Genomic DNA, 19,478 nt, shown 5'->3' on the forward strand with positions numbered 1-19,478 from the left:
GGGGATGCGCCGCGGCACCCGATCAACGAAACGGCCACGCTCCCTGTTCCCGGAGGATGGCCGCCACGCAGGCCGGGAGGGCGCCGGCCTTTGGAGGCCGGTGAGGGGTGCTGCGCAGGCTCCGTGTAGATTTGAGCAGGGCATATTCGGGTTTGATGTTTCCGGATGCTGTGCCATGGGGGCCATGCAACAATCTTCGGAACGATCGATGCGCCTCCTGATCAGCGCCCTGGCCGCTCTCGCCACCTTCGTCAGCCCCTTGGTCGCCCCCCTTCCCGCCTCCGCGCAGCAGGCACCGATCCCGGTGCGCGTCGGGGTGATCCCGGTGATCGGCGCTGCGCCGATCTTCGTCGCCCGCGGCGAGGGTTGGCTGAAGGAGGCTGGCCTCGAGCCGACCTTCACCACCTTCGAATCCGGCCCGAACATGATCCAGGCGCTCGCCTCGGGGACGATCGACGTCTACGTCGCCGGCATCGCGCCGCTGGCGGTCGCCCGTACCAAGGGCATCGATGTGCGCGTGGTTGCCGCCACTGCCATCGAGGAGATGGTGTTCGTGGCCGGGCCGAAGCTCGCCCCGTATTTCGCCGACGCGCCCAGCAAGGCCGAGGCCTTCAAGGCGTTCAAGGTCAAGGAGGGCCGCGTCGCGCGGCTGGCCACCCAACCGGCCGGCTCGGTGCCGAACACCACGCTGCAGCACTGGCTGTGGCAGGTGGCGAAGGCCGACAAGGCCGATGCCGAGATCGTGCCGATGGGCATCGACGCCACCCAGCAGGCGGTGCTCGCCGGGGCCATGGACGGCGCTTCGATCCGTGAGCCGGCGCTCACCATCGTCCAGCTGCGCAACCCGGCGATCAAGCTGATTGCCACCGGCGGCGAGATGTTCCCGAACCAGCCGGGCACCGTGGTCGCGGTCTATGGCAAGTTCGCCGACATGAACCCGGCCGCTGTCGACGCCCTGGTCAAGGCGCTGGTGAAGTCGACCGAGCTCCTGAAGAGCGATCCGGCCAAGGCCGCGCCCCATGTCGAGGCGGCCTTGGGCAAGGGCATCACCGACGTTGCCACCATCCAGAAGGCGATCTCGTCGCCCGCCGCCCGCTTCGTCGCCGACCCGCGCGCGATCATCGAGGCGACCAAGGCGCTCCAGACCTACCAGGTCTCGATCGGCACCCTCGACAAGGAGGCGCCGACCGACGGGCTGTTCGATACCAAGCCGTACGAGAAGGCGGTGAAGCCCTGAATGCCGGTGCCGCTCGACCGGCCACACCCCCGAGCGTGTCATTCCGGGGACGCGCAGCGGAACCCGGAATGACGGCTGAGAACAAAGCAAGCCGATGACACTCTTCCGCTCGACCGGATTGGCGGTCGTGGGGCTCCTCGTCTTCCTTGGCATCTGGGAAGCGGTCCCGCGGCTCGATCTCGTCAACCCGGCCTTCCTGCCGCCGCCCTCGACCATCCCCGAGGCCTTCCTGAAGGAGGTCAGGAACGGTGGTTGGCTCGTCGCCATAGGGGAGAGCCTGAGCCACTACATCGTCGGCCTCGTCGTCGGCGCGGGGGCGGGCATCGGGCTCGGGCTGGTCTCCGGCATGTTTCGCTGGTTCGACAACCTCACGGCCTGGATCGTGCGACTGCTGCGCCCGATCCCCGGTCTCGCCTGGGTGCCTTTCGCGATCATCTGGTTCGGCGTCGAGCCGAGGGCGGCGATCTTCATCATCGCCATCGCGGTCTTCTGGATCGTGTTCTTCGCAACCCAAGGAGCCGTCAGAGGTGTCGACCGCGACCTCGTCGAGGTGGCGCAGGCCTTCGGCTTCCGCTCGGCCTGGTCGCGCCTCACCAAGATCATGCTGCCGGCTGCCACGCCCGGCATCCTCGTCGGCCTGCGCACCGCTTTGGGCCAAGCCTGGATGGCGGTGGTGGCCGCGGAAATCTTCGGTGTGCCCGGCATCGGCCAGCGGATGATGCAGGCCTCCTCGCTCCTCTCCACCGACATCGTGGTGGTCTACATGCTGACCATGGCCGCGCTCTACGGCCTGTTCGACACGGCCTTCGTCGCCCTGCAGGGCTGGCTGCTGCGGTGGCGGCCATGAACGAGACGAAGACCACGGCTCCGATCATCGACATCGCGGGCCTGAGCCTTGCCTACGAGCGCGACGGCCGGCGCAACGTCATCCTGCAGGAGCTCGACCTTGCGATCCCGCGCGGGCAGTTCCTGGTGATCGTCGGCGAGTCCGGCGTCGGCAAGTCGACGCTGCTGCGCGTGCTGATCGACCTCGCCAAGCCGAGCGGCGGCAGGGTCACGCTGAACACCAATCCGCAGACCCGCACGCCGATGGCGCTGGTCTTCCAGGATGCCCGCCTGCTGCCCTGGCGCCGCGTGCTCTCCAACGTTGCCTTCGGGCTGGAGCGCATGGGCGTGGCCAAGCGCGAGCGCTGCGAGCGCGCGCAGGCGATGCTCTCTCTGGTCGGCCTCGGCAATCTCGGAGGGCGCTGGCCGCACCAGCTCTCCGGTGGCCAGAGGCAGCGCGTGGCGCTGGCGCGCGCGCTTGCCGTGGAGCCCGAGGTGCTCCTGATGGACGAGCCGTTCTCGGCGCTCGACAGCTTCACCCGCGAGGGCCTGCAGGACGAGGTCCAGCGCATCCAGCAGAAGACCGGCAAGACCGTGCTGTTCGTGACCCACGACATCGACGAGGCGGTCTACCTCGCGGACCGCGTGGTGGTGCTCGCCGGCGCCCCGGGCCGGATCGCGGCCGACGTCACCATCGACCTGCCCCGCCCGCGTCAGCGGCGCGACGCCGGACTGGTCGAGGCCGCGCGGCAACTGCGGAGCGAGCTGTCGCGGCGTTCGGCGGACCTGTAGCGCGACCGGCCCTACGCGAGGGCCTGCTCGATCACGCCACGCCAGCCGAGGCCACGATAGGTCTCGTAACCGGGCGTGTCGTGGAAGGCGACGAGTCGGCCCTGCCGATCGAGATAGTGTCCCTGGCTCTGTCCATTCGTCGTCAGCGGATAGCGCTCGCTCAGGATGCCCTGGCCCCCCGAACAGGCCAGCACCCTGTTGCTGGCATCGAGCAGCATGACGCGGCTGCGCTCACGCTCATCCGGCATCAGGCGCACGCCCTCGACGATGGCACGGGCCTGCGGCTCCCAGTCGAAATGGATCGCGAGAAAGGCGAGCGGCCGGCCATGGACTTCGCTGCCCTCGCGCACGGAGGCGAGATAGGTTGCGACCTGAGCATTCGCGAGGACGGGATGGCGCATGACCTCGGCCGCCTCGAAATCCTCGCCGGAGCGCAGTCGCTGGGCGAGGGCGAACCAGGGCTCACGCGCCGCGTTGTGACCGCGCACATCAAAGCGCTCGGGACGACCATTGGCGATGACGCGCCCGTCGAGTTCGCAAAGCCAGAGGTCGAGATAAACGGTGTAGGAGGACAGGATGACCCCGAGCCGGCGGCTGGTATGGGCGCAGTTGGCCTCGGTCGGGTCCGCCGCGCCGTCCACCACGGCGGCATCGGTGGCCCACCAGCGCACGTCGCATGTCCGCTCATAGAGGTTGCGGTCGATGATCTCGACGGCGTTGAGCGCGAGATCGACGCAGCGGTTGGCGCGCGCCTCTTCGGCCAATCCCGCGACGGCATGGGCGAGTTCGTCGATGCGCGAGCCCAGGCTGACCCCGAGCCCGGCGGCGATCCGTTCGACTTCCGCCGAGATGGTGCGAACCTCCTGGGCGACGACGGAGAACCCGGCACCCTTGTCGCCCGCATGCGCCGCCTCGATCAGCGCGTTGAGCGCCAGAAGCTTCATGCGGCCCGCGATCGACTGGATCGCGTCGAGATTCGACGTGGCGGTGTTCTTCAGGTTTCGCGTGGAGGCGCCGACGAGTTCGGCGAGCGACGAGGAACTCATGGGGCTGCCCGCAAGGTGAGCTGGGCCCAACGCCATGGCGCATCTAAGGTTTATCTTGCTTTCTACTTGCTAAATTTGTATTAACTGGACAAAGCGCTTTCTTTATCGGCGCAATTGCAGTATTTTGCAAGTAGGCCGCCAGACAGTAGGGCGGGCGGGCTTCAGCTCTTCGGCTCGGTCAGGCCGTTATGCAAAAGATTGCATTGTTCGCGCCCTGCCCCTCCCGCATCTGCCGAGAAACAATGCGCGTGTGCTGGGCCGAGGACGGCATCCGTACCCATGGGCCGGGAGCCCAGCTGTAGCCGGGCTCCGTCTCGATCTCAGCCTGGATGCTGCTCTATGGCGCCGGCGCGCCTCCCGGTCCTTCTGGCGAGTTCGCACCGTCAGTCGCCGCCTTCGGGCTCGCCATGAACTCGGCGAGATGGCTCTTCCAGAGCTTGGCGTAGCGCAGCGACTGGTGGCCGTGCGTGTCGGGCGAGGTCGGGACCAGCACGAAGCGGCCCTGCTTCACCTTTTCCATGGCGGAGTTCATCACGTCGAGCTGAGGCGGGTTCAACTCGTCATCGGCGAAGTTTACGGCGAGCAGCGGCGCCTTGATCCGGTCGAGCGCTGGAAGGGGGTCGTAGTCGTAGGACGAGTCGAACCAGTACAGCCAGTCGTTGGCGTCGACCTTGCCGACGAAGTTGCCGGCGAGCTTGTCGAACATCTGCTTGGCCCCCTCGTTCGTCGGGGCGTCCTTCTGCAGGCCGAGCACGCTCTCGGTCATGATGTTGAAGATCGGCAGCACCTTCAGGAAGTGGGTCGGCTGCTCGGTATAGTCGCCGCCCTTGTAGCCGGGATCATTGCGGATGTTCTCGATGAGAAGGCGCCGCCACAGCGCGTTGCGGCCGCTGACCTGGATCGGCTGGCTCGCCACCGCCATGATCAGGTCCATGGAGTCGGGGTAGCGCTCGCCCCACATCCAGGCCTGCATCCCGCCCATCGAGGTGCCCATCACGAGCCGCAGATGCTTGATGCCGAGCCCCTCGGTAACGAGACGGTATTGGCCCTCGACGACGTCGGCATAGCCGTAGCGCGGAAACTTCGCCTTGAGGCCATCGGAGGGTTTCGACGAGCCGCCACGGCCGATCCCGTCCGGCAGGATCACGTAATATTTGGAGACGTCGAGGGGCGCACCCTCGGCGAAGAGGTCCGGGCCGAGGCTCGGGATCAGGAACTGCTTGCCGGTGCCGGTGGTGCCGTGCAGCGCGAGCACCGCATTGTCGATCTCGCCGGCGGCGTTCTTATGCGGCGTGCCGAGGGTGGTGTAGTGCAGCTTGACCTCGGGCAGGGTCTCGCCGCCGGAGAACTTGAAGTTCTTGGCGACGTAGTCGCCCTCCTGCTGGTTCGCAAAACCGGCCGGCGCCGCCCAGGCCGCGACCGACCCCAGCATCAGGGCCGCCCCCGCCAATCCGCTGCGAAGATACGAAAGGGTCATGGCCTCAGCACTCCCTGATCGAGGACGAAGGCTGCAAGGCTCGTCCACTGCCAAGCCGATCTGACGCGTCGACGGGCGCCGGTCAATCGCTGGTCGACCAAGTTCCACGACTGGAAGCGGGAGCGCGGCTCAGGCGGATTTGCGGAAGACGAGGCAGAAGTTGTTGGCCGGCATCGGAACACGCTCCGCGGGCTGCATTCCGTGCGCCGCCGCTGCCTGTTCGAGAGCGGCGACATCCCGGATGCCCCAGCGCGGATCGCGCATCCGCAGGCTGGCATCGAAGGCGCTGTTACTTGGCGCGGTGTGGGTCCCGTCCACAGTGAAGGGTCCGTAGAGCAGAAGCGGGCCGCCCTTCTCCAGCACGCGCCCTGCCCCGGCCATCAGGCCCTCGGCGGCCGGCCAGGGTGCGATGTGGACCATGTTGATCGACACCACCGCGTCGGCGTGCTCCAGCGGCCAGAGCGGCGCCTCGGCATCGAGCGCCAGTGCCGGGCGCAGGTTGCCGAGGCTGGCGGAGCGGGCATGGGCACTGATGCTCCTGAGTGCGGCCGGATCGGGATCACTCGGCTGCCAGGTGAGCCCCGGAAGTGCGCGGGCGAAATGCACGGCGTGCTCGCCCGAGCCGCTCGCAATCTCGAGCACGAGCCCGGAGGCCGGCAGCACCCACCGCAGCACGTCGAGGATCACCTCGCGGTTGCGGGCAGCCGATGGGGAGAAGAGCGCGTCGCCGTCAGAGTCCGATCCGGGTGTGGTCATGGAGCCGAGTATCGTGGGAGCGGAGGGCGCGTGAATGGCGGGCCGAGCCCACCCGCCGGCCTGGCGATCGTGCGTCCCCTCTCGATGGCGGCAGGCCGCCGACTTAGCTCGCTCGCGCCACGGCGCTTCGGTCGGTGGGTCGATGAGCGTCTGCAGGACGCGTGCGACAATCGGCATCGCAGAGGCGGGAACGCGATCTTCAGACAGTGCGACGAAGACTGCAAGTCATCGACGTCGAAGGCGTGATGCCCTCGTCCCTGCAGGCGTGACGACCAATCCGTCGCGCGCAACGCCACCCGCGGATCGTCTGGACCCATGCAGAGCGTCAGAAAAAAGAGAGCGGCCTTGGCCCTCGTCGAGGCGGAGACGCGCAACTCGGCCGCCCGGACTGCGAGGCAGGTCAAAGATGCCGCACAGACCAGCCTTTCGCGCGTGATCTCGGCGCCGCAGCGGGTCGAAGTCTGGTGCGACACCCGGACGTCGCACGATCTGCGCGTTCATGTCTACGGGCCCGACCTCTTCGGTGGCTTCACCGTGAGGCTGCAACCGTGCGGCCGCCGAACCCTTCACTGACCGGCCGGCCTCACCGGCGCGCGTGAGCCTTGCTGCTCTCGTCCCGCGCGCAGTGCTCCCGCAGCAGCCGGACAATGCTCGTCTCCCCTTTCGACGCCGCGGCGGCGAGCGGGGTCTCGCCGTGATCGTTGGCGAGTTCCGGGTCGCCGCCAGCTTCGAGGATGACGCGCGTCGCCGCCTCCTGGCCGTGCACGGCGGCGAGCATCAGCAGGCTGTCGCCGCGGGCATTGCGGAGATTGGCCGGCAGGCCGTGCTCGAAGAGTTCGGACAGCTCCGCCGCGTGCCCTGCTTCGGCGAACTGGAAGATGCGGCCGGCGAAGGCGAGGGCTTCGTCGTCGAGAAGCGGGATCGTGGCGCTCTCAGGATGGGACTGCATTCCGAACATCTCTTCGCGCAAGGAAGCAGCCATCTGGGGTCGGCGCATGCGCCGACCAGCCTTGCCGATCCAAAAAGTTGGGGCAGTGATGAGAGCGACGCCGCGACTCAGGCGCCGAACCTCGTGAGCCGGCTTGTATCGCGACGCCCCGGATTTGTCGCCGATTCGTTGGCTGTGTGCGCTGCGAAATTCGCAGAAACGTCATCCGCGGCGTTCCAGCTCCCTGCCGACTGGCACCTCTGTCTAGTCCTTGCTCGGTCTTGCGGCCGTCTCCCACGCAGCTCCTGCCGAGCCTGCCTCAGGCGGCAACCGGAACTGGCTTCAGCCCACCGAAGCGTCTGTCGCGCCGCGCGAAGTCGGCGACGGCGGCGGCGAGGTCGGCCTCCCCGAAATCCGGCCACATCCGGTCGGTGAAGTGCAACTCGGCATAGGCTGCCTCCCAGAGCAGGAAGTCGGAGAGCCGCTTCTCGCCGCCGGTGCGGATGAGGAGGTCGACGTCGCCCGGGCCACCGACATCGTCGCGCAGGGCCCGGTCGAGATCTTCGCGGGAGGCCTCCGGGCCGAGCCCTGCGGCCGCGGCCAGGATCGCGTCGCGGGACGAGTAGTCGACGGCGATGCGCAGGGAGAGCTTGGTGCCGGCGGCGGTGGCCGCCTCGGCCCGCTCGATTGCCTCGGGAATGCCGGCGGGCAGCCGGTCGCGGCGGCCGAACACCGTGAGCCGGGTGCCGGTGCGGGCGAGACGCCCGGTCTCGGAGCGCAGATAGGCCTTCAGCAGCCGCATCAGCCCGACCACCTCGGTCTCGGGGCGCTTCCAGTTGTCGCTGGCGAAGGCGAACAGCGTCAGGGTGCCGATGCCGAGATCCGGCGCCGCCTCGGCGGTGCGCCGGATCGCCTCGACACCCATGCGGTGCCCGGCGCCGCGCGGAAGCCCGCGCTGCGTGGCCCAGCGGCCATTGCCGTCCATGATGATCGCGGCGTGCAGGCCTCGTCTGCCATCGGCATCGGGTCGCATCATCAAGTCTCCGCGCTCGGGATGATCCCTAAGGTCTGGAAGAAACCGGCCACGATCATCCGATGAGCCAGTTAAGGTGGCATTTTCACGGTCGAGAACCGACGACATCAGGTCGGTTCTGCGAAGGGGTCGGCCACGCGATGGGCGGTCTCGGCCGCCGGCCCTGCGCCCTTGGCCGCGTCGCGCACCACCTGCTCCAGCACGCCGAGATATTGCAGGAAGCGCGTGCGGCCCTTCGGCGTGAGCCGGCAGATCGTCTGCGGGCGGTTCTGGTCGTAGCCCTTCTCCAGGGCGACGAGATCCGCCTCCTGCAGCACGGCCAGGTGCCGGCTGAGATTGCCATCGGTCAGGCCGCACAGGCGGCGCAGGTCCGGAAAGGCGAGGCCCTTGGGATGGGCCACCAGCGAGGTCAGCACGGACAGCCGCGCCTTCTCGTGGATCAGCCGGTCGAGCCCCTCGTAGGAGAAGCGGCCGTCGATGGCCTCAGAGAGCGGCATCGGAGCCTCCTTGGTCGCGCATCATGGCGCGGTACATGATCACGGCGAGCATGGCCTGTCCGATGGCGAAGGGCAGGCCCATCAGCCAGGGCGAGAGCCGGTGGTCGCCGCTGGCCAGAGCGAAAACCGACAATCCGGCAAGGAGATACCAGGCCCCGGCGAGCTGCACGGCCTTCGGCAGGATGCGGGCGGCAGCGAAGAGGCCGAGGCCGGTCAGCACCTGCCACAGCCCGGGCAGCATCCAAACCTCTCCCGGAGCGAACCGCCCGAAGACCAGGGCGAGGCAGAGGCCGGCGCCGGCAGCCGGGAGAAAACTCTCGATGGCGCTGGTCACCATCTCGTCGGCAAGGCCCGAATGCAGGCGCCGCGAGCGCCGCACGGTCTCCACGCCGATCAAGGTGAAGGCCAAGGCCGCCGCCGCGATCCAGGCTCCGAAATAGAGGAGAGGTTTCGTCGTCGGTTCGTCGATCAGGACGGCCTGAAGGCAGGCAGTAGCGACGGCGATGATCCCCGTCGCCGCGAGCGTCGCGGAACCCAGCCCGCGGAACGCCGTCTCGCGGGCGATCTGCGTGCGGATCGCGACGATGTCCGCCAATGCCTTGTCGAGATCCCGCATGAGCCTCGCCCTCCCGCGACTCAAACTTTGCATCGTAAAGTAGATGCCAAAGCAGAGTCGGGCAAGTCATTCGATGGGGGTGCTTTTTGGAATTCAACGTTGCGCGTTCATGGGGATCGGGGCGCTGTTTGCCTGTCCTCAGCCCGCGGCCGGTGCCGGCGTCGGGGAGGCGGCGCATCACATCTTCTTGACGGGATGGGGCATCTTCCTCGCGGGACGGCCCGCGGGGTTTTTCGCAAGCCGTATAAGGTCCATATTCCCGCCATGCCCGCACCGAAGAAGCCCCGCTCCGCCTCTGCCAAGGCGGACAAGCCCGAACTGAAGCCGCTCGACGAGCATCTCGCCGCGTTGCTCAACCCGGCGCTCAACCGCAACCGGCCGAAGCCGGTCGAGACCCGGCCGGCCGAGCCGGCGCCGAAGCGTGGACGTGGGGCGAAGGCGAATGCGGGCCTCGGCGAAGCGCCGCAGGCCGGCTTTGCCATCGGCGACGTGGCGGAGGTCGATCCACGGCTCGCCCAGGCGCTCGGCCTCGCCGCGCCCGAAGGCGGTCCCGATCTTGCCGAGACCGAGGCGGACGAGGCCGTGTCACTCGCCACCGAGGGCGTCTCCGCGACTGTCGAGGCTCTGGAGAAGCTGCTCACCGAGGGCAATCCGCTCTTCAAGAACGGCGAGGCCTGGGTGCCGCACCGGCCGGAGCGGCCGCAGAAGTCGGAGGGCGGGGTCCGGTTCACGCTGAAGTCAGAGTTCCAGCCGGCTGGCGACCAGCCGACCGCCATCGCGAGCCTCGTCAGCGGCGTGCGCGAGCATGAGCGCGATCAGGTCCTGCTCGGCGTCACCGGCTCGGGTAAGACCTTCACGATGGCCAAGATCATCGAGGAGACGCAGCGCCCTGCCCTGATCCTGGCGCCGAACAAGACGCTGGCGGCGCAGCTCTATGGCGAGTTCAAGAGCTTCTTTCCGGACAACGCGGTCGAGTACTTCGTCTCGTATTACGACTACTACCAGCCCGAGGCCTACGTGCCGCGGTCCGATACGTTCATCGAGAAGGAATCCTCGATCAACGAGCAGATCGATCGGATGCGTCACTCCGCAACCCGCGCGCTGCTGGAGCGCGACGACGTGATTATCATCGCCTCGGTCTCGTGCATCTACGGTATCGGCTCGGTCGAGACCTACACGGCGATGTCGTTCACGGTCTCGCTCGGCGAGCGGATCGAGCAGCGCCAGCTCATCGCAGACCTCGTGGCGCTGCAGTACAAGCGCATCCAGTCCGACTTCGCCCGCGGCACCTTCCGGGTGCGCGGTGACTCGATCGAACTCTGGCCGGCCCACTTGGAAGACCGCGGCTGGCGCATCGGCATGTTCGGCGACGAGGTCGAATCCATCGTCGAGTTCGATCCGCTCACCGGCAAGAAGATCAACGAACTCAAGTTCGTGAAGGTCTATGCAAACTCGCACTACGTCACGCCGCGCCCGACCCTTCAGCAGGCGATCAAGGGCATCAAGACCGAGCTGAAGCTGCGCGTCGACGAGCTGACCCGGATGGGCCGGCTGATCGAGGCGCAGAGGCTCGAACAGCGCTGTACCTTCGACATCGAGATGATCGAGGCCACCGGCGCCTGCAACGGCATCGAGAACTACTCCCGCTATCTCACCGGAAGAAAACCCGGCGAGCCGCCGCCGACCCTGTTCGAGTACCTGCCCGACAACGCCCTGGTCTTCACCGACGAGAGCCACGTCACCGTCCCGCAGATCGGCGGCATGTATCGCGGCGACTTCCGCCGCAAGGCGACGCTGGCCGAGTATGGCTTCCGGCTTCCCTCCTGCCTCGACAACCGCCCGCTGCGCTTCGAGGAATGGGACGCGATGCGGCCGCAATCGATCCACGTCTCGGCGACGCCGGGCAAGTGGGAGATGGAGCGCACGGCCGGCATCTTCGCCGAGCAGGTCATCCGACCGACCGGCCTCGTCGACCCGGTCATCGAGATCCGCCCTGCCCGCTCGCAGGTCGACGACCTTCTGGGCGAAGTCCGCGAGGTCGCCGCGGCCGGCTACCGCACGCTGGTCACGACGCTGACCAAGCGCATGGCCGAGGACCTCACGGAGTACCTGCACGAGAATGGCGTGCGCGTCCGCTACATGCATTCGGACATCGACACGCTGGAGCGCATCGAGATCATCCGCGACCTGCGGCTCGGCGCCTTCGACGTGCTGATCGGCATCAACCTGCTGCGCGAGGGCCTCGACATTCCCGAATGCGCCCTCGTCGGGATCCTCGACGCGGACAAGGAGGGTTTTCTGCGGTCCGAGACCTCGCTGATCCAGACCATCGGCCGCGCGGCGCGTAACGCCGATGCCCGCTGCATTCTCTACGCCGACACCATCACCGGCTCGATTGAGCGGGCGATGGCCGAGACCGAGCGGCGCCGCCAGAAGCAGCTCGCCTACAACGAGGAGCACGGCATCACGCCGCAGAGCGTGAAGCGCGGCATCCAGGACATCCTGGAGAGCGTCTACGAGCGCGATCACGTTCGGGTCGATACCGGGCTCGCCAAGGACGTCGCCACGGTCGGTCACAACCTCAAGGCGGTCATGGCCGACCTCGAGAAGCGGATGCGCGCGGCGGCAGCGGATCTCGATTTCGAGGAGGCCGCGCGCCTGCGCGACGAGCTCAAGCGGCTGCAATCGACCGAGTTGCTGATCTCCGACGATCCAATGGCGCGCCAGGCCGATGTCGAGCGCAGCGCCGGACGTCAGGGCGACAAGCGCAGCCGCATCAGCAAGCCGACACTGGACAATATGGGGCCGGGCACCGACCGCGAGCTTCCCGCAGGGGCGGTCCCCTGGAAGGAGCGGCCCAAGGCGCGTTCGACCCAAGGCATCGGCGGGCAGCGGCCGCGCTATAAGGGGCGCTGATCTGTATAATTGCGAATTTCATCTGTTTTATCGGCCGGAACCGAATGACCACTCATGGATTGATTGGTCGAGATCAGAATAGCCCTGGTCAAGCAATCGCGGGCGGTTCTCGTCTCGTTCGCCGTTCATTCCTCCGACTGCCGGAATCATCGATGATGAAGCCGATGCTTGATCCTGGAGCTGGCGCGGCCGTGACCGGCTTGTTTCTCGGAAGCCTCGCCATCGCGGCGGCCGTCGCCCTGGTGACGGCACCGATCACGCCGCGGACGGCGGTGGCGCGTGACCAGGGCCCGGCACCGCAGGTCGCGGTCTACCAGACCTCTCTCGCTTCTCCCGTCGCCTCGGTGCCGGGCAGCGTCCGCACGAGACCCACCGACTGATCGGGTCGCAACCGGTCTCAGGCTCGGCCGTTGATGCGTCGTGCGGCGCGGGACGGAGGACGGGTCATGGGTCTGCTCGATCAGGTCATCGGTGGTGTCGTCGGGCAGGTGCTCGGCGGAGGACGCGGCGGCAGCGCGATGTCGCCGATCGTCAAGGCCTTGTTGATGCTGCTCCTCGCCAAGGGCGCGAGCGGCGGTTTCGGCAACATTTTCGGGGGCGGTCGCGACGCTCCCCAGCCGCAGGGCGGTGGCCACGATCCCTTCGGCCGGGGCCGCGACCCCTCCCCCGACGAGTATGACGGTCCAGGCGGTGACGACGGCGATCTCGGCGGGTTCGGCCAGCATCCGCAGGGCGGCTATCGCCAGGCTCCCTCGCGCGAGGGCGATTTCAGCGATCTCTCCGGAATGCTCGACGGTCCCGGCGATAGCGGCAGCCGGTCGCCCGGCGCCGGTCCCTATGCCCATCTCGACCAGGACCAGGGTGGCGGCCAAGGCGGGCTCGGGGGCGGCTTGGATGGCCTGATCAACAGCTTCGAGCGCGGTGGCCTCGGCGACGTCATCGGCTCGTGGATCGGCCACGGTCAGAACCGGCCCATCGAGCCGAACCGCCTCGCCGACGCCCTCGGCTCGGATACCATCGACACGCTCAGCCAGCAGACCGGGCTTGGCCGCGAAGATCTGCTGAACCAGCTCGCCCAGGCCCTCCCTTCGGTGGTCGACGCACTGACGCCGCAGGGGCGCCGGCCCGAGGAACACGAACGCCAGGGGTGGTGAGAGCCCTGAATCCACCCTCCTCTCCCCGCGTGCGGGGAGAGGAGTAACCGAGCAGCTCGAGAAGCAGCGAGCGCGGTTAGCGCCGGCGGCGCGTCGACCCCGTCGACTGCACCTTCGACGTCGCGTCGGCGCGGTCGGCCTCGCTCGCCTGGCTCCAGGCCTTGTCGTACAGCTCGACGATCCAGTCGTCGCTGCCCGGATGGGCGCCGTCGCGGGCCAGCGCCAGCCAGGTCAGGCCGCGCACGGGTTGGCGCGGCACGCCGACGCCGTTGAAGAGCAGGTCACCGAGCAGCGCCTGGGCCGGCTTGTGGCCCTTCTCGGCGGCGAGGTTGAACCAGCGCGCGGCCTTGCGCGGATCCTGCTCGACGCCGGTGCCGTCGAGATAGAGCCGGGCGAGGTTGTACTGCGCGTTGGGGTCGCCGAACGAGGCGGCGTAGTTGAACATCTCGTAGGCGCGCTCGGGGTTCGAGCGCACATAGGTGCCTTTGATCCCGTCGAGGAAATAAGTGCCGAGCGCCGTGAAGGCGCTGGTGACCACCCCCGAATTGCCGCCCTCGGGCCGGTCGTCGCTGTCGTTGTCGTCGGCGATCCGCGAGAAATACTCGAAGGCCTTGAGGTCGTCGTGCGGCACGCCGTCCCCGTCCGCATACATGCGGCCGAGCTTCCACAGGGCCAGGGTCTGGCCCTGGTTGGCGGCGTATTCGAGGGCACGCACGGCGCCCTGCTTGTCGCCGGCATTGTAGTCGCGCACGCCCGAGCGCAGTGCGTCCTTGGCCGAGCGGTAGCTCTTGTCCGGGACGGGCGTGCGCGCGGTCGCGTCGAGGGATTCGGCCGGATTGGCGGCGAGCAGCATCAGCCCGGCCGCCCCGACGGCGCAGGCGAGCTTCGTGCGGAGCCGACCGGGATCGGCCCCCGCCGGCCGAAGCCGGCTGAGGTCAGTCCTAGATGTCCGCATAGGTGTGGATCTCCTGGGCGCCGCCCGGGTGGGTGACCGCGCCGTTCACGGCGGGGCCGACCGTCTGCATGTATTTCCAGAGCACGCCGGAGGTCGCGTCGTTGGTGCGTGGGGCCCAGGCCTTGCGGCGCTCGGCGAGTTCCTCGTCCGACAGGGCGACGTCGAGCGTGCCCTGGATCGCATCGAGGGTGATGATATCGCCGTCCTTGACCAGGCCGATCGGGCCGCCGACCGCCGCCTCGGGGCCGACATGGCCGACGCAGAAACCGCGGGTGGCGCCGGAGAAGCGCCCGTCGGTGATCAGCGCGACCTTCGCGCCCATGCCCTGGCCGTATAGCGCGGCCGTGGTGGAGAGCATCTCGCGCATGCCGGGGCCGCCCTTCGGGCCCTCGTAGCGGATGACGAGCACGTCGCCTTCCTTGTAGTCGCGGTTCTGCACGGCGGCGAAGCAGGCCTCCTCGCCGTCGAAGACGCGGGCCGGGCCGGTGAAGACCTGGGCCTCGCGCGGCATGCCGGCGACCTTCACGATGGCGCCCTCGGGAGCGAGGTTGCCCTTGAGGCCGACGACGCCGCCGGTGACCGTGATCGGCTTGTCGGCCGGGCGCACCACGTCCTGGTCGGCGTTCCAGGCAACCTTGGCGAGGTTCTCGGCGATGGTCCGGCCGGTCACCGTCATGCAGTCGCCGTGCAGATAGCCGTGGTCGAGCAGGGTCTTCATGACGAGCGGGATGCCGCCGACCTCGAACAGGTCCTTGGCGACGTAGCGCCCGCCGGGCTTCAGGTCGGCGATGTAGGGCGTGCGCTTGAAGATCTCGGCGACGTCGAACAGGCTGAACTCGATGCCGCATTCATGCGCGATGGCCGGCAGGTGCAGGGCCGCGTTGGTCGAGCCGCCCGAGGCCGCGACGGTGGCGGCGGCGTTCTCGAGCGACTTGCGGGTGACGATGTCGCGCGGGCGGATGTTCTTGGCGATGAGCTCCATGACCTTCTCGCCGGCGGCGGCGCAGAATTGGTCGCGGATCTCGTAGGGCGCGGGCGCGCCGGCCGAGTAGGGCAGCGCGAGGCCGATCGCCTCGGAGACCATGGCCATGGTGTTGGCGGTGAACTGCGCGCCGCAGGCGCCCGCCGAGGGGCAGGCCACGCGCTCGAGCTCGTCGAGATCGTCGAGGCTCATGTCGCCGACGGCCACCTTGCCGACCGCCTCGAACAGGTCCTGCACGGTGACCGGCCGGCCGCGGAACGAGCCGGGCAGGATCGAGCCGCCATAGATGAAGACCGACGGCACGTTGAGGCGCACCATGGCCATCATCATGCCGGGCAGGGACTTGTCGCAGCCGGCGAGGCCGACGAGCGCGTCGTAGGCGTGGCCGCGCATGGTCAGCTCGACGGAATCGGCGATGACCTCGCGCGACGGCAGCGAGGCGCGCATGCCGCCATGGCCCATGGCGATGCCGTCGGTGACGGTGATGGTGCAGAACTCGCGCGGCGTGCCGTGGGCGGCGGCGACGCCCTTCTTCACGGCCTGGGCCTGGCGCATCAGCGAGATGTTGCAGGGCGCGGCCTCGTTCCAACACGAGGCGACGCCGACGAGCGGCTGGTGAATCTGCTCGGTGGTGAGGCCCATGGCGTAGAGGTACGAGCGGTGCGGGGCCCGCGCCGGCCCCTCCGTCACGTAGCGGCTCGGCAGCTTCGACTTGTCTTTCACGCTCGCCATGGTTTTCGTCCGAACCGCTTCTTCACCCATTTCCGGCGCCCCGACGCCGGTCGAAAGCCCTTTACGGCCAAGCTTTTCCCGGTGGTGCGCCCACCTTTGGAACGGCTCGCATCGCAGCGGTAAAATACTGACACGACAGCCATTTACCGCGAGGCCTGAGGTGGTCTCGGTTTATGGCGCAATAGCGGCGTGGCAGCGGGCGGGCTGAGGCAAACTCGGGATGCTTTCGGGGTGTGTCGAGCCCGCAACAGCCGAGCTTGCCTCCGGGCCGTCCAGCCGGTCGCGAGGCCGAGGTCCGTTTTATATGGTGGCGGGCGGGCAGCGCCGCCATCCGCGCTGCCCCTGACGGCCGTAGGCGACGCGGGCCGGCGGCCATGAAACCTCGGGCCTCCTGCCGGCTTGACCCGCCGGGAGGTGCCGATGGGATACGAGCTTCACTACTGGCCGATGATCCAGGGACGCGGCGAGTTCGTGCGCCTCGCCCTCGAACAGGGCGGCGCGGACTACGTCGACGTCGCCCGCGAACCCCCTGACGCGGGCGGCGGCATCGACGCGATGATGGCGCGGATGGAGGACGAGCCCCTGCGCCCGCCCTTCGCCCCGCCCTTCCTCGTCGACGGCAGCCTGGTGGTCGGCCAGACGGCCAACATCCTGCTCTATCTCGGCCCCCGGCTCGGCCTGGTGGGCGAGAGCGAGGCCGGCCGGATCTGGACCCACCAGATGCAGCTCACCATCGCCGACATGGTGCTGGAGGCGCACGACACCCACCACCCCATCGCGGTGATGGATTATTACGAGCAGCAGAGGCCCGAGGCCGCCCGGCGCGCGGCGGATTTCCGCGAGAACCGGATGCCGAAATTTCTCGGCTGGTTCGAGCGCGTCCTCGCGCGCAACCCGGCCGGCCCCGGCTACCTCGTCGGCGACGCCGTGAGCTATGCCGACCTCTCCCTGTTCCAGCTCGTCGACGGTCTGCGCTACGCCTTCCCAAAGGCGAGCGAGCGGGTGCTCGCCGAGACGCCGCGGGTGGCGGCGCTCGCGCAGAAGGTCGGGCGCCTGCCGCGCATCGCCGCCTATCTCGCCAGCGACCGGCGGATCGCCTTTAACGAGCAGGGGATTTTCCGGCGGTATCCCGAACTGGACGGCTGAGGCCAGCCCTGCCATCCCCCACCCCAGATGCTGCGAAGCAGCCTCGAAGCACGGCGGGCACCTCAATATGAGGATTGGCGTGATGGCCGAACCCTCGGTTGTTTCCCTGGCGGCTGGCACGGCGCGCGCCTAAAACCCTCTTCCACCCCGTCAGGAGCGTTGCCCCCGTGAGAGACTTTTCCCGCCCCGGCCGCTCCCCCGTCTATGCGACGCAGGCCGCGGTCGCGACCTCGCACCCACTCTCGACGCTCGCCGCGATCGAGGTGCTGCGCTCCGGCGGCAATGCGGTGGATGCGGGGATCGCGGCGGTGGCCGTGCAATGTGTGGTCGATCCGCTGATGACCGGCATCGGCGGCGATTGCTTCGCGCTCTACGCGCCGGCCGGCGCCTCGGTGCCGGTGGCGCTCGACGGATCGGGCCGGGCGGCCGCCGCGGCGACGCTGGACTGGTACACCGAGCGCGGCATCACAATCGACGCGGAATCGCCCCATGCCGTCACCGTGCCCGGGGCGATCGCGGCCTGGGCGCGGCTGGTGCAGGATCACGGCACCCGCTCGCTCAGCGAGCTGCTGCAGCCGGCCATCGGCTTTGCCGAGAACGGGTTCGTGGTGCAGCCCCGCGTCGGCTGGGACTGGCTGCGCTGCGTGCCGCGCGTCTCGCACGACTCAGACGCCGCCGCGCTCTTCCTGCCCGGCGGCCGGGCACCCGCCATCGGCAGCGTTTTTCGGCTGCCGCGCCTCGCCGCGACGCTCCGGCGGATCGCGGAAGGCGGCCCGCGAGCCTTCTACGAGGGCGCCATCGCCGCCGACATCGTCGGCAAGCTCCAGCGCCTCGGCGGGTTACAGACGGAGGAGGACTTTGCGGGCGCGCGGCCCGACCTCGTGACGCCGATCTCCACGCGCTACCGCGGCTACGACGTCTATGAATGCCCGCCCGCCGGCCAGGGGCTCGCGGCCCTGATGATGCTCAACGTGCTCTCCGGCTACGATGTCGGCGCGCTGTCGGAGCTCGATCGCGTCCATCTCTTCGCGGAGGTGTGCAAGCAGGGCTACCACCACCGCGACGCGCTCTTCGGCGATTTCGACCTCGCGAAGGTCCCGGTGGACCACCTGCTCTCGGACGCCTGGCATGCGCGGGCGCGCGGTGACATCGACATGGCCCGCGCCCGCGAGCCGGTGCTCTACCCCGAGGCGGCGCAGGCGGTGGCGCATCGCGACACGGTCTATCTCTGCGTGGTCGACCGCGACGGCAACGCGCTCTCGCTGATCAACTCGCTGTTCCAGGGCTTCGGCTCCGGCATCCTGGCACCCGAGAGCGGCGTGCTGCTGCACAATCGCGGCCTGTCCTTCCGCACCGAGGCCGGGCACCCCAACAGCATCGGCCCACGCAAACGCCCGATGCACACGATCATCCCCGGCATGCTGATGAAGGACGGCCAGGCGGTCGCGCCCTTCGGCGTGATGGGCGGCCACTATCAGGCGATGGGCCATGTCGAGCTGCTGACCGGCCTCCTCGACCGCGGCCTTGACGTGCAGGAGGCCCTCGATGCCCCCCGCAGCTTCGCCTATGGCGGCGGCCTCGAAGTGGAAGACGCCGTGCCCGAGGCGGTCTTCGCCCGCCTGCGCGAGCGCGGCCACCCGGCAATCCGCGCCCCCCTGCCGCTGGGCGGCGGCCAGATCATCTGGATCGACCGCGCGGCCGGGACGCTGGTGGCTGGGTCGGACCCGCGGAAGGATGGGAGTGCGTTGGGCTGGTGAGGGCAATATGCGATATCATTTTATAATGCAGGAAATATTATAATCAGACATTTGTTTGTCAAATACAATTACAGATTAACTAATTTATTCTCAGATGAGCACAAATTTTCTGGTCTTTTCGTGGTTGAGCGAATTATTTGTTCCATGCCGCGATCGCAGCAAAATACATCGACGTAAGGTTGGCAAAAAGCTGTGGGACAGATCGCCGAAGTCGCCACTTTTGATCTTAATTCTAGCCAGAGACTTATCTGATCGATGCCGTAATTCGGCACCTTTTATCCTGACTAGTGCTAGTTTAACGAGACATCCGAGAAAATTCCTGGTGCCAGGCATCTGATCCAGCGATATTTTCTTGCCGTCGTCAAAAATTTTCTGCGCAATCGCGTTTAGATATTCATCATTGAGTATTTCCCTTTGAGCAAATTTATCAAAACTATCCGAATGCGATGAAAGTAATTTGTCAACTTCTAATGATTTATCCAACATAGGCTGAATCTTTTTAGCAAGATTATCGTTTTGATTCCAGAAAAACTGTGATATTGGTTCTATATCAAATTCTTTATTGAACGATAATTTCGCCAATACTACTGGATGAATTAGGGTTCTTCTCATATTTATCGAAAGTTGTT

At 67.6% G+C, this 19,478-nt stretch carries 18 protein-coding genes and 1 pseudogene; 9 read left to right on the plus strand and 10 right to left on the minus strand.

The annotated features are described in order from the left end of the window. Nucleotides 1–208: 208 nt before the first annotated feature. The 3 genes from MGN01_RS15415 (at nt 209) to MGN01_RS15425 (ending at nt 2,854) form a co-directional block, all read left to right on the plus strand. On the plus strand, nt 209–1,237 hold the full coding sequence (locus MGN01_RS15415) for an ABC transporter substrate-binding protein (RefSeq protein ID WP_147047716.1): 1,029 nt from the start codon (nt 209–211) through the stop codon (nt 1,235–1,237). 94 nt (nt 1,238–1,331) lie between these two features. After that, nucleotides 1,332–2,084, plus strand: a complete 753-nt coding sequence (locus tag MGN01_RS15420; RefSeq protein WP_147047717.1) for an ABC transporter permease — start codon at nt 1,332–1,334, stop codon at nt 2,082–2,084. Continuing rightward, nucleotides 2,081–2,854 carry an ABC transporter ATP-binding protein gene (locus MGN01_RS15425; RefSeq protein WP_147047718.1) on the plus strand — a complete coding sequence of 258 codons (774 nt, stop codon included), beginning with the start codon at nt 2,081–2,083 and terminating at the stop codon, nt 2,852–2,854. Before MGN01_RS15420 ends, MGN01_RS15425 begins: the two co-directional genes overlap by 4 nt. An 11-nt stretch (nt 2,855–2,865) precedes the next feature. Here MGN01_RS15425 and MGN01_RS15430 read toward each other — a convergent pair whose 3' ends face one another. The 3 genes from MGN01_RS15430 to MGN01_RS15440 form a co-directional block, all read right to left on the minus strand. After that, nucleotides 2,866–3,900 carry a methyl-accepting chemotaxis protein gene (locus MGN01_RS15430; RefSeq protein ID WP_147047719.1) on the minus strand — a complete coding sequence of 345 codons (1,035 nt, stop codon included), beginning with the start codon at nt 3,898–3,900 and terminating at the stop codon, nt 2,866–2,868. Nucleotides 3,901–4,237: 337 nt separating this feature from the next. Beyond that, nucleotides 4,238–5,377 carry an alpha/beta fold hydrolase gene (locus MGN01_RS15435; RefSeq protein WP_147047720.1) on the minus strand — a complete coding sequence of 380 codons (1,140 nt, stop codon included), beginning with the start codon at nt 5,375–5,377 and terminating at the stop codon, nt 4,238–4,240. A gap of 129 nt (nt 5,378–5,506) precedes the next feature. Further along, nucleotides 5,507–6,133, minus strand: coding sequence for a DUF938 domain-containing protein (locus tag MGN01_RS15440; RefSeq protein ID WP_147047721.1), 627 nt, complete (start codon nt 6,131–6,133; stop codon nt 5,507–5,509). Nucleotides 6,134–6,478: 345 nt separating this feature from the next. On the opposite strand from MGN01_RS15440, the gene MGN01_RS15445 reads away from it, so the two are divergent. Beyond that, a complete protein-coding gene (locus tag MGN01_RS15445; RefSeq protein ID WP_147047722.1) occupies nt 6,479–6,706 on the plus strand; it encodes a hypothetical protein in 228 nt (75 codons plus the stop codon). Nucleotides 6,707–6,749: 43 nt separating this feature from the next. Here the strand turns inward: MGN01_RS15445 and MGN01_RS15450 are convergent. The 4 genes and pseudogenes from MGN01_RS15450 to MGN01_RS15465 form a co-directional block, all read right to left on the minus strand. Continuing rightward, nucleotides 6,750–7,082 (minus strand): annotated as a pseudogene (locus MGN01_RS15450) (ankyrin repeat domain-containing protein); the annotation flags it as partial. A 298-nt stretch (nt 7,083–7,380) separates the two neighbouring features. Beyond that, nucleotides 7,381–8,094, minus strand: coding sequence for a di-trans,poly-cis-decaprenylcistransferase (locus tag MGN01_RS15455; RefSeq protein WP_147047792.1), 714 nt, complete (start codon nt 8,092–8,094; stop codon nt 7,381–7,383). Nucleotides 8,095–8,201: 107 nt separating this feature from the next. Further along, nucleotides 8,202–8,591, minus strand: a complete 390-nt coding sequence (locus MGN01_RS15460; protein WP_147047724.1) for a transcriptional regulator — start codon at nt 8,589–8,591, stop codon at nt 8,202–8,204. Continuing rightward, a complete protein-coding gene (locus MGN01_RS15465; protein WP_147047725.1) occupies nt 8,578–9,207 on the minus strand; it encodes a hypothetical protein in 630 nt (209 codons plus the stop codon). The genes MGN01_RS15460 and MGN01_RS15465 overlap by 14 nt, the downstream gene beginning before the upstream one ends. A 264-nt stretch (nt 9,208–9,471) precedes the next feature. Between MGN01_RS15465 and uvrB the strand changes: the two genes are divergently transcribed. The 3 genes from uvrB (at nt 9,472) to MGN01_RS15480 (ending at nt 13,277) form a co-directional block, all read left to right on the plus strand. Further along, the gene (uvrB, locus tag MGN01_RS15470; RefSeq protein ID WP_147047726.1) at nt 9,472–12,123 is read left to right on the plus strand and encodes an excinuclease ABC subunit UvrB; all 2,652 of its coding nucleotides are present in this window, start codon (nt 9,472–9,474) and stop codon (nt 12,121–12,123) included. A 152-nt stretch (nt 12,124–12,275) separates the two neighbouring features. Then, nucleotides 12,276–12,503 (plus strand): hypothetical protein, encoded by a 228-nt coding sequence (locus MGN01_RS15475; RefSeq protein WP_147047727.1) that lies wholly within the window; start codon nt 12,276–12,278, stop codon nt 12,501–12,503. A gap of 66 nt (nt 12,504–12,569) precedes the next feature. Further along, a complete protein-coding gene (locus MGN01_RS15480) occupies nt 12,570–13,277 on the plus strand; it encodes a YidB family protein (protein ID WP_147047728.1) in 708 nt (235 codons plus the stop codon). Nucleotides 13,278–13,353: 76 nt separating this feature from the next. On the opposite strand, the gene MGN01_RS15485 is transcribed toward MGN01_RS15480, so the two are convergent. Together MGN01_RS15485 and ilvD are read right to left on the minus strand one after the other, a co-directional pair. After that, complete coding sequence (locus tag MGN01_RS15485) at nt 13,354–14,232, minus strand: tetratricopeptide repeat protein (RefSeq protein ID WP_147047729.1); 879 nt, start codon at nt 14,230–14,232, stop codon at nt 13,354–13,356. Next, nucleotides 14,219–15,946 carry a dihydroxy-acid dehydratase gene (gene ilvD / locus MGN01_RS15490; protein WP_147047730.1) on the minus strand — a complete coding sequence of 576 codons (1,728 nt, stop codon included), beginning with the start codon at nt 15,944–15,946 and terminating at the stop codon, nt 14,219–14,221. The genes MGN01_RS15485 and ilvD overlap by 14 nt, the downstream gene beginning before the upstream one ends. Nucleotides 15,947–16,366: 420 nt before the next feature. Between ilvD and MGN01_RS15495 the strand changes: the two genes are divergently transcribed. Both MGN01_RS15495 and MGN01_RS15500 read left to right on the plus strand, forming a co-directional pair. Continuing rightward, on the plus strand, nt 16,367–17,092 hold the full coding sequence (locus MGN01_RS15495) for a glutathione S-transferase (protein WP_147047731.1): 726 nt from the start codon (nt 16,367–16,369) through the stop codon (nt 17,090–17,092). A 167-nt stretch (nt 17,093–17,259) separates the two neighbouring features. Then, nucleotides 17,260–18,849 (plus strand): gamma-glutamyltransferase family protein, encoded by a 1,590-nt coding sequence (locus tag MGN01_RS15500; protein WP_147047732.1) that lies wholly within the window; start codon nt 17,260–17,262, stop codon nt 18,847–18,849. A gap of 90 nt (nt 18,850–18,939) precedes the next feature. Here MGN01_RS15500 and MGN01_RS15505 read toward each other — a convergent pair whose 3' ends face one another. Then, nucleotides 18,940–19,461: a hypothetical protein gene (locus tag MGN01_RS15505; RefSeq protein ID WP_147047733.1), complete on the minus strand. Its 522-nt coding sequence runs from the start codon at nt 19,459–19,461 to the stop codon at nt 18,940–18,942. Nucleotides 19,462–19,478 lie beyond the last annotated feature (17 nt).

The organism is Methylobacterium gnaphalii, from assembly GCF_007992215.1.
Lineage (GTDB): Bacteria > Pseudomonadota > Alphaproteobacteria > Rhizobiales > Beijerinckiaceae > Methylobacterium > Methylobacterium gnaphalii.

Coding starts and splice junctions, on each gene's coding strand:
- MGN01_RS15440 (WP_147047721.1), bottom strand. CDS start 6,133: ATGACCACACCCGGATCGGACTCTGACGGCGACGCGCTCTTCTCCCCA.
- MGN01_RS15485 (WP_147047729.1), bottom strand. CDS start 14,232: ATGCGGACATCTAGGACTGACCTCAGCCGGCTTCGGCCGGCGGGGGCC.
- MGN01_RS15420 (WP_147047717.1), top strand. CDS start 1,332: ATGACACTCTTCCGCTCGACCGGATTGGCGGTCGTGGGGCTCCTCGTC.
- ilvD (WP_147047730.1), bottom strand. CDS start 15,946: ATGGCGAGCGTGAAAGACAAGTCGAAGCTGCCGAGCCGCTACGTGACG.
- MGN01_RS15480 (WP_147047728.1), top strand. CDS start 12,570: ATGGGTCTGCTCGATCAGGTCATCGGTGGTGTCGTCGGGCAGGTGCTC.
- MGN01_RS15415 (WP_147047716.1), top strand. CDS start 209: ATGCGCCTCCTGATCAGCGCCCTGGCCGCTCTCGCCACCTTCGTCAGC.
- MGN01_RS15465 (WP_147047725.1), bottom strand. CDS start 9,207: ATGCGGGATCTCGACAAGGCATTGGCGGACATCGTCGCGATCCGCACG.
- MGN01_RS15505 (WP_147047733.1), bottom strand. CDS start 19,461: ATGAGAAGAACCCTAATTCATCCAGTAGTATTGGCGAAATTATCGTTC.
- uvrB (WP_147047726.1), top strand. CDS start 9,472: ATGCCCGCACCGAAGAAGCCCCGCTCCGCCTCTGCCAAGGCGGACAAG.
- MGN01_RS15435 (WP_147047720.1), bottom strand. CDS start 5,377: ATGACCCTTTCGTATCTTCGCAGCGGATTGGCGGGGGCGGCCCTGATG.
- MGN01_RS15455 (WP_147047792.1), bottom strand. CDS start 8,094: ATGCGACCCGATGCCGATGGCAGACGAGGCCTGCACGCCGCGATCATC.
- MGN01_RS15430 (WP_147047719.1), bottom strand. CDS start 3,900: ATGAGTTCCTCGTCGCTCGCCGAACTCGTCGGCGCCTCCACGCGAAAC.
- MGN01_RS15475 (WP_147047727.1), top strand. CDS start 12,276: ATGATGAAGCCGATGCTTGATCCTGGAGCTGGCGCGGCCGTGACCGGC.
- MGN01_RS15425 (WP_147047718.1), top strand. CDS start 2,081: ATGAACGAGACGAAGACCACGGCTCCGATCATCGACATCGCGGGCCTG.
- MGN01_RS15460 (WP_147047724.1), bottom strand. CDS start 8,591: ATGCCGCTCTCTGAGGCCATCGACGGCCGCTTCTCCTACGAGGGGCTC.
- MGN01_RS15495 (WP_147047731.1), top strand. CDS start 16,367: ATGGGATACGAGCTTCACTACTGGCCGATGATCCAGGGACGCGGCGAG.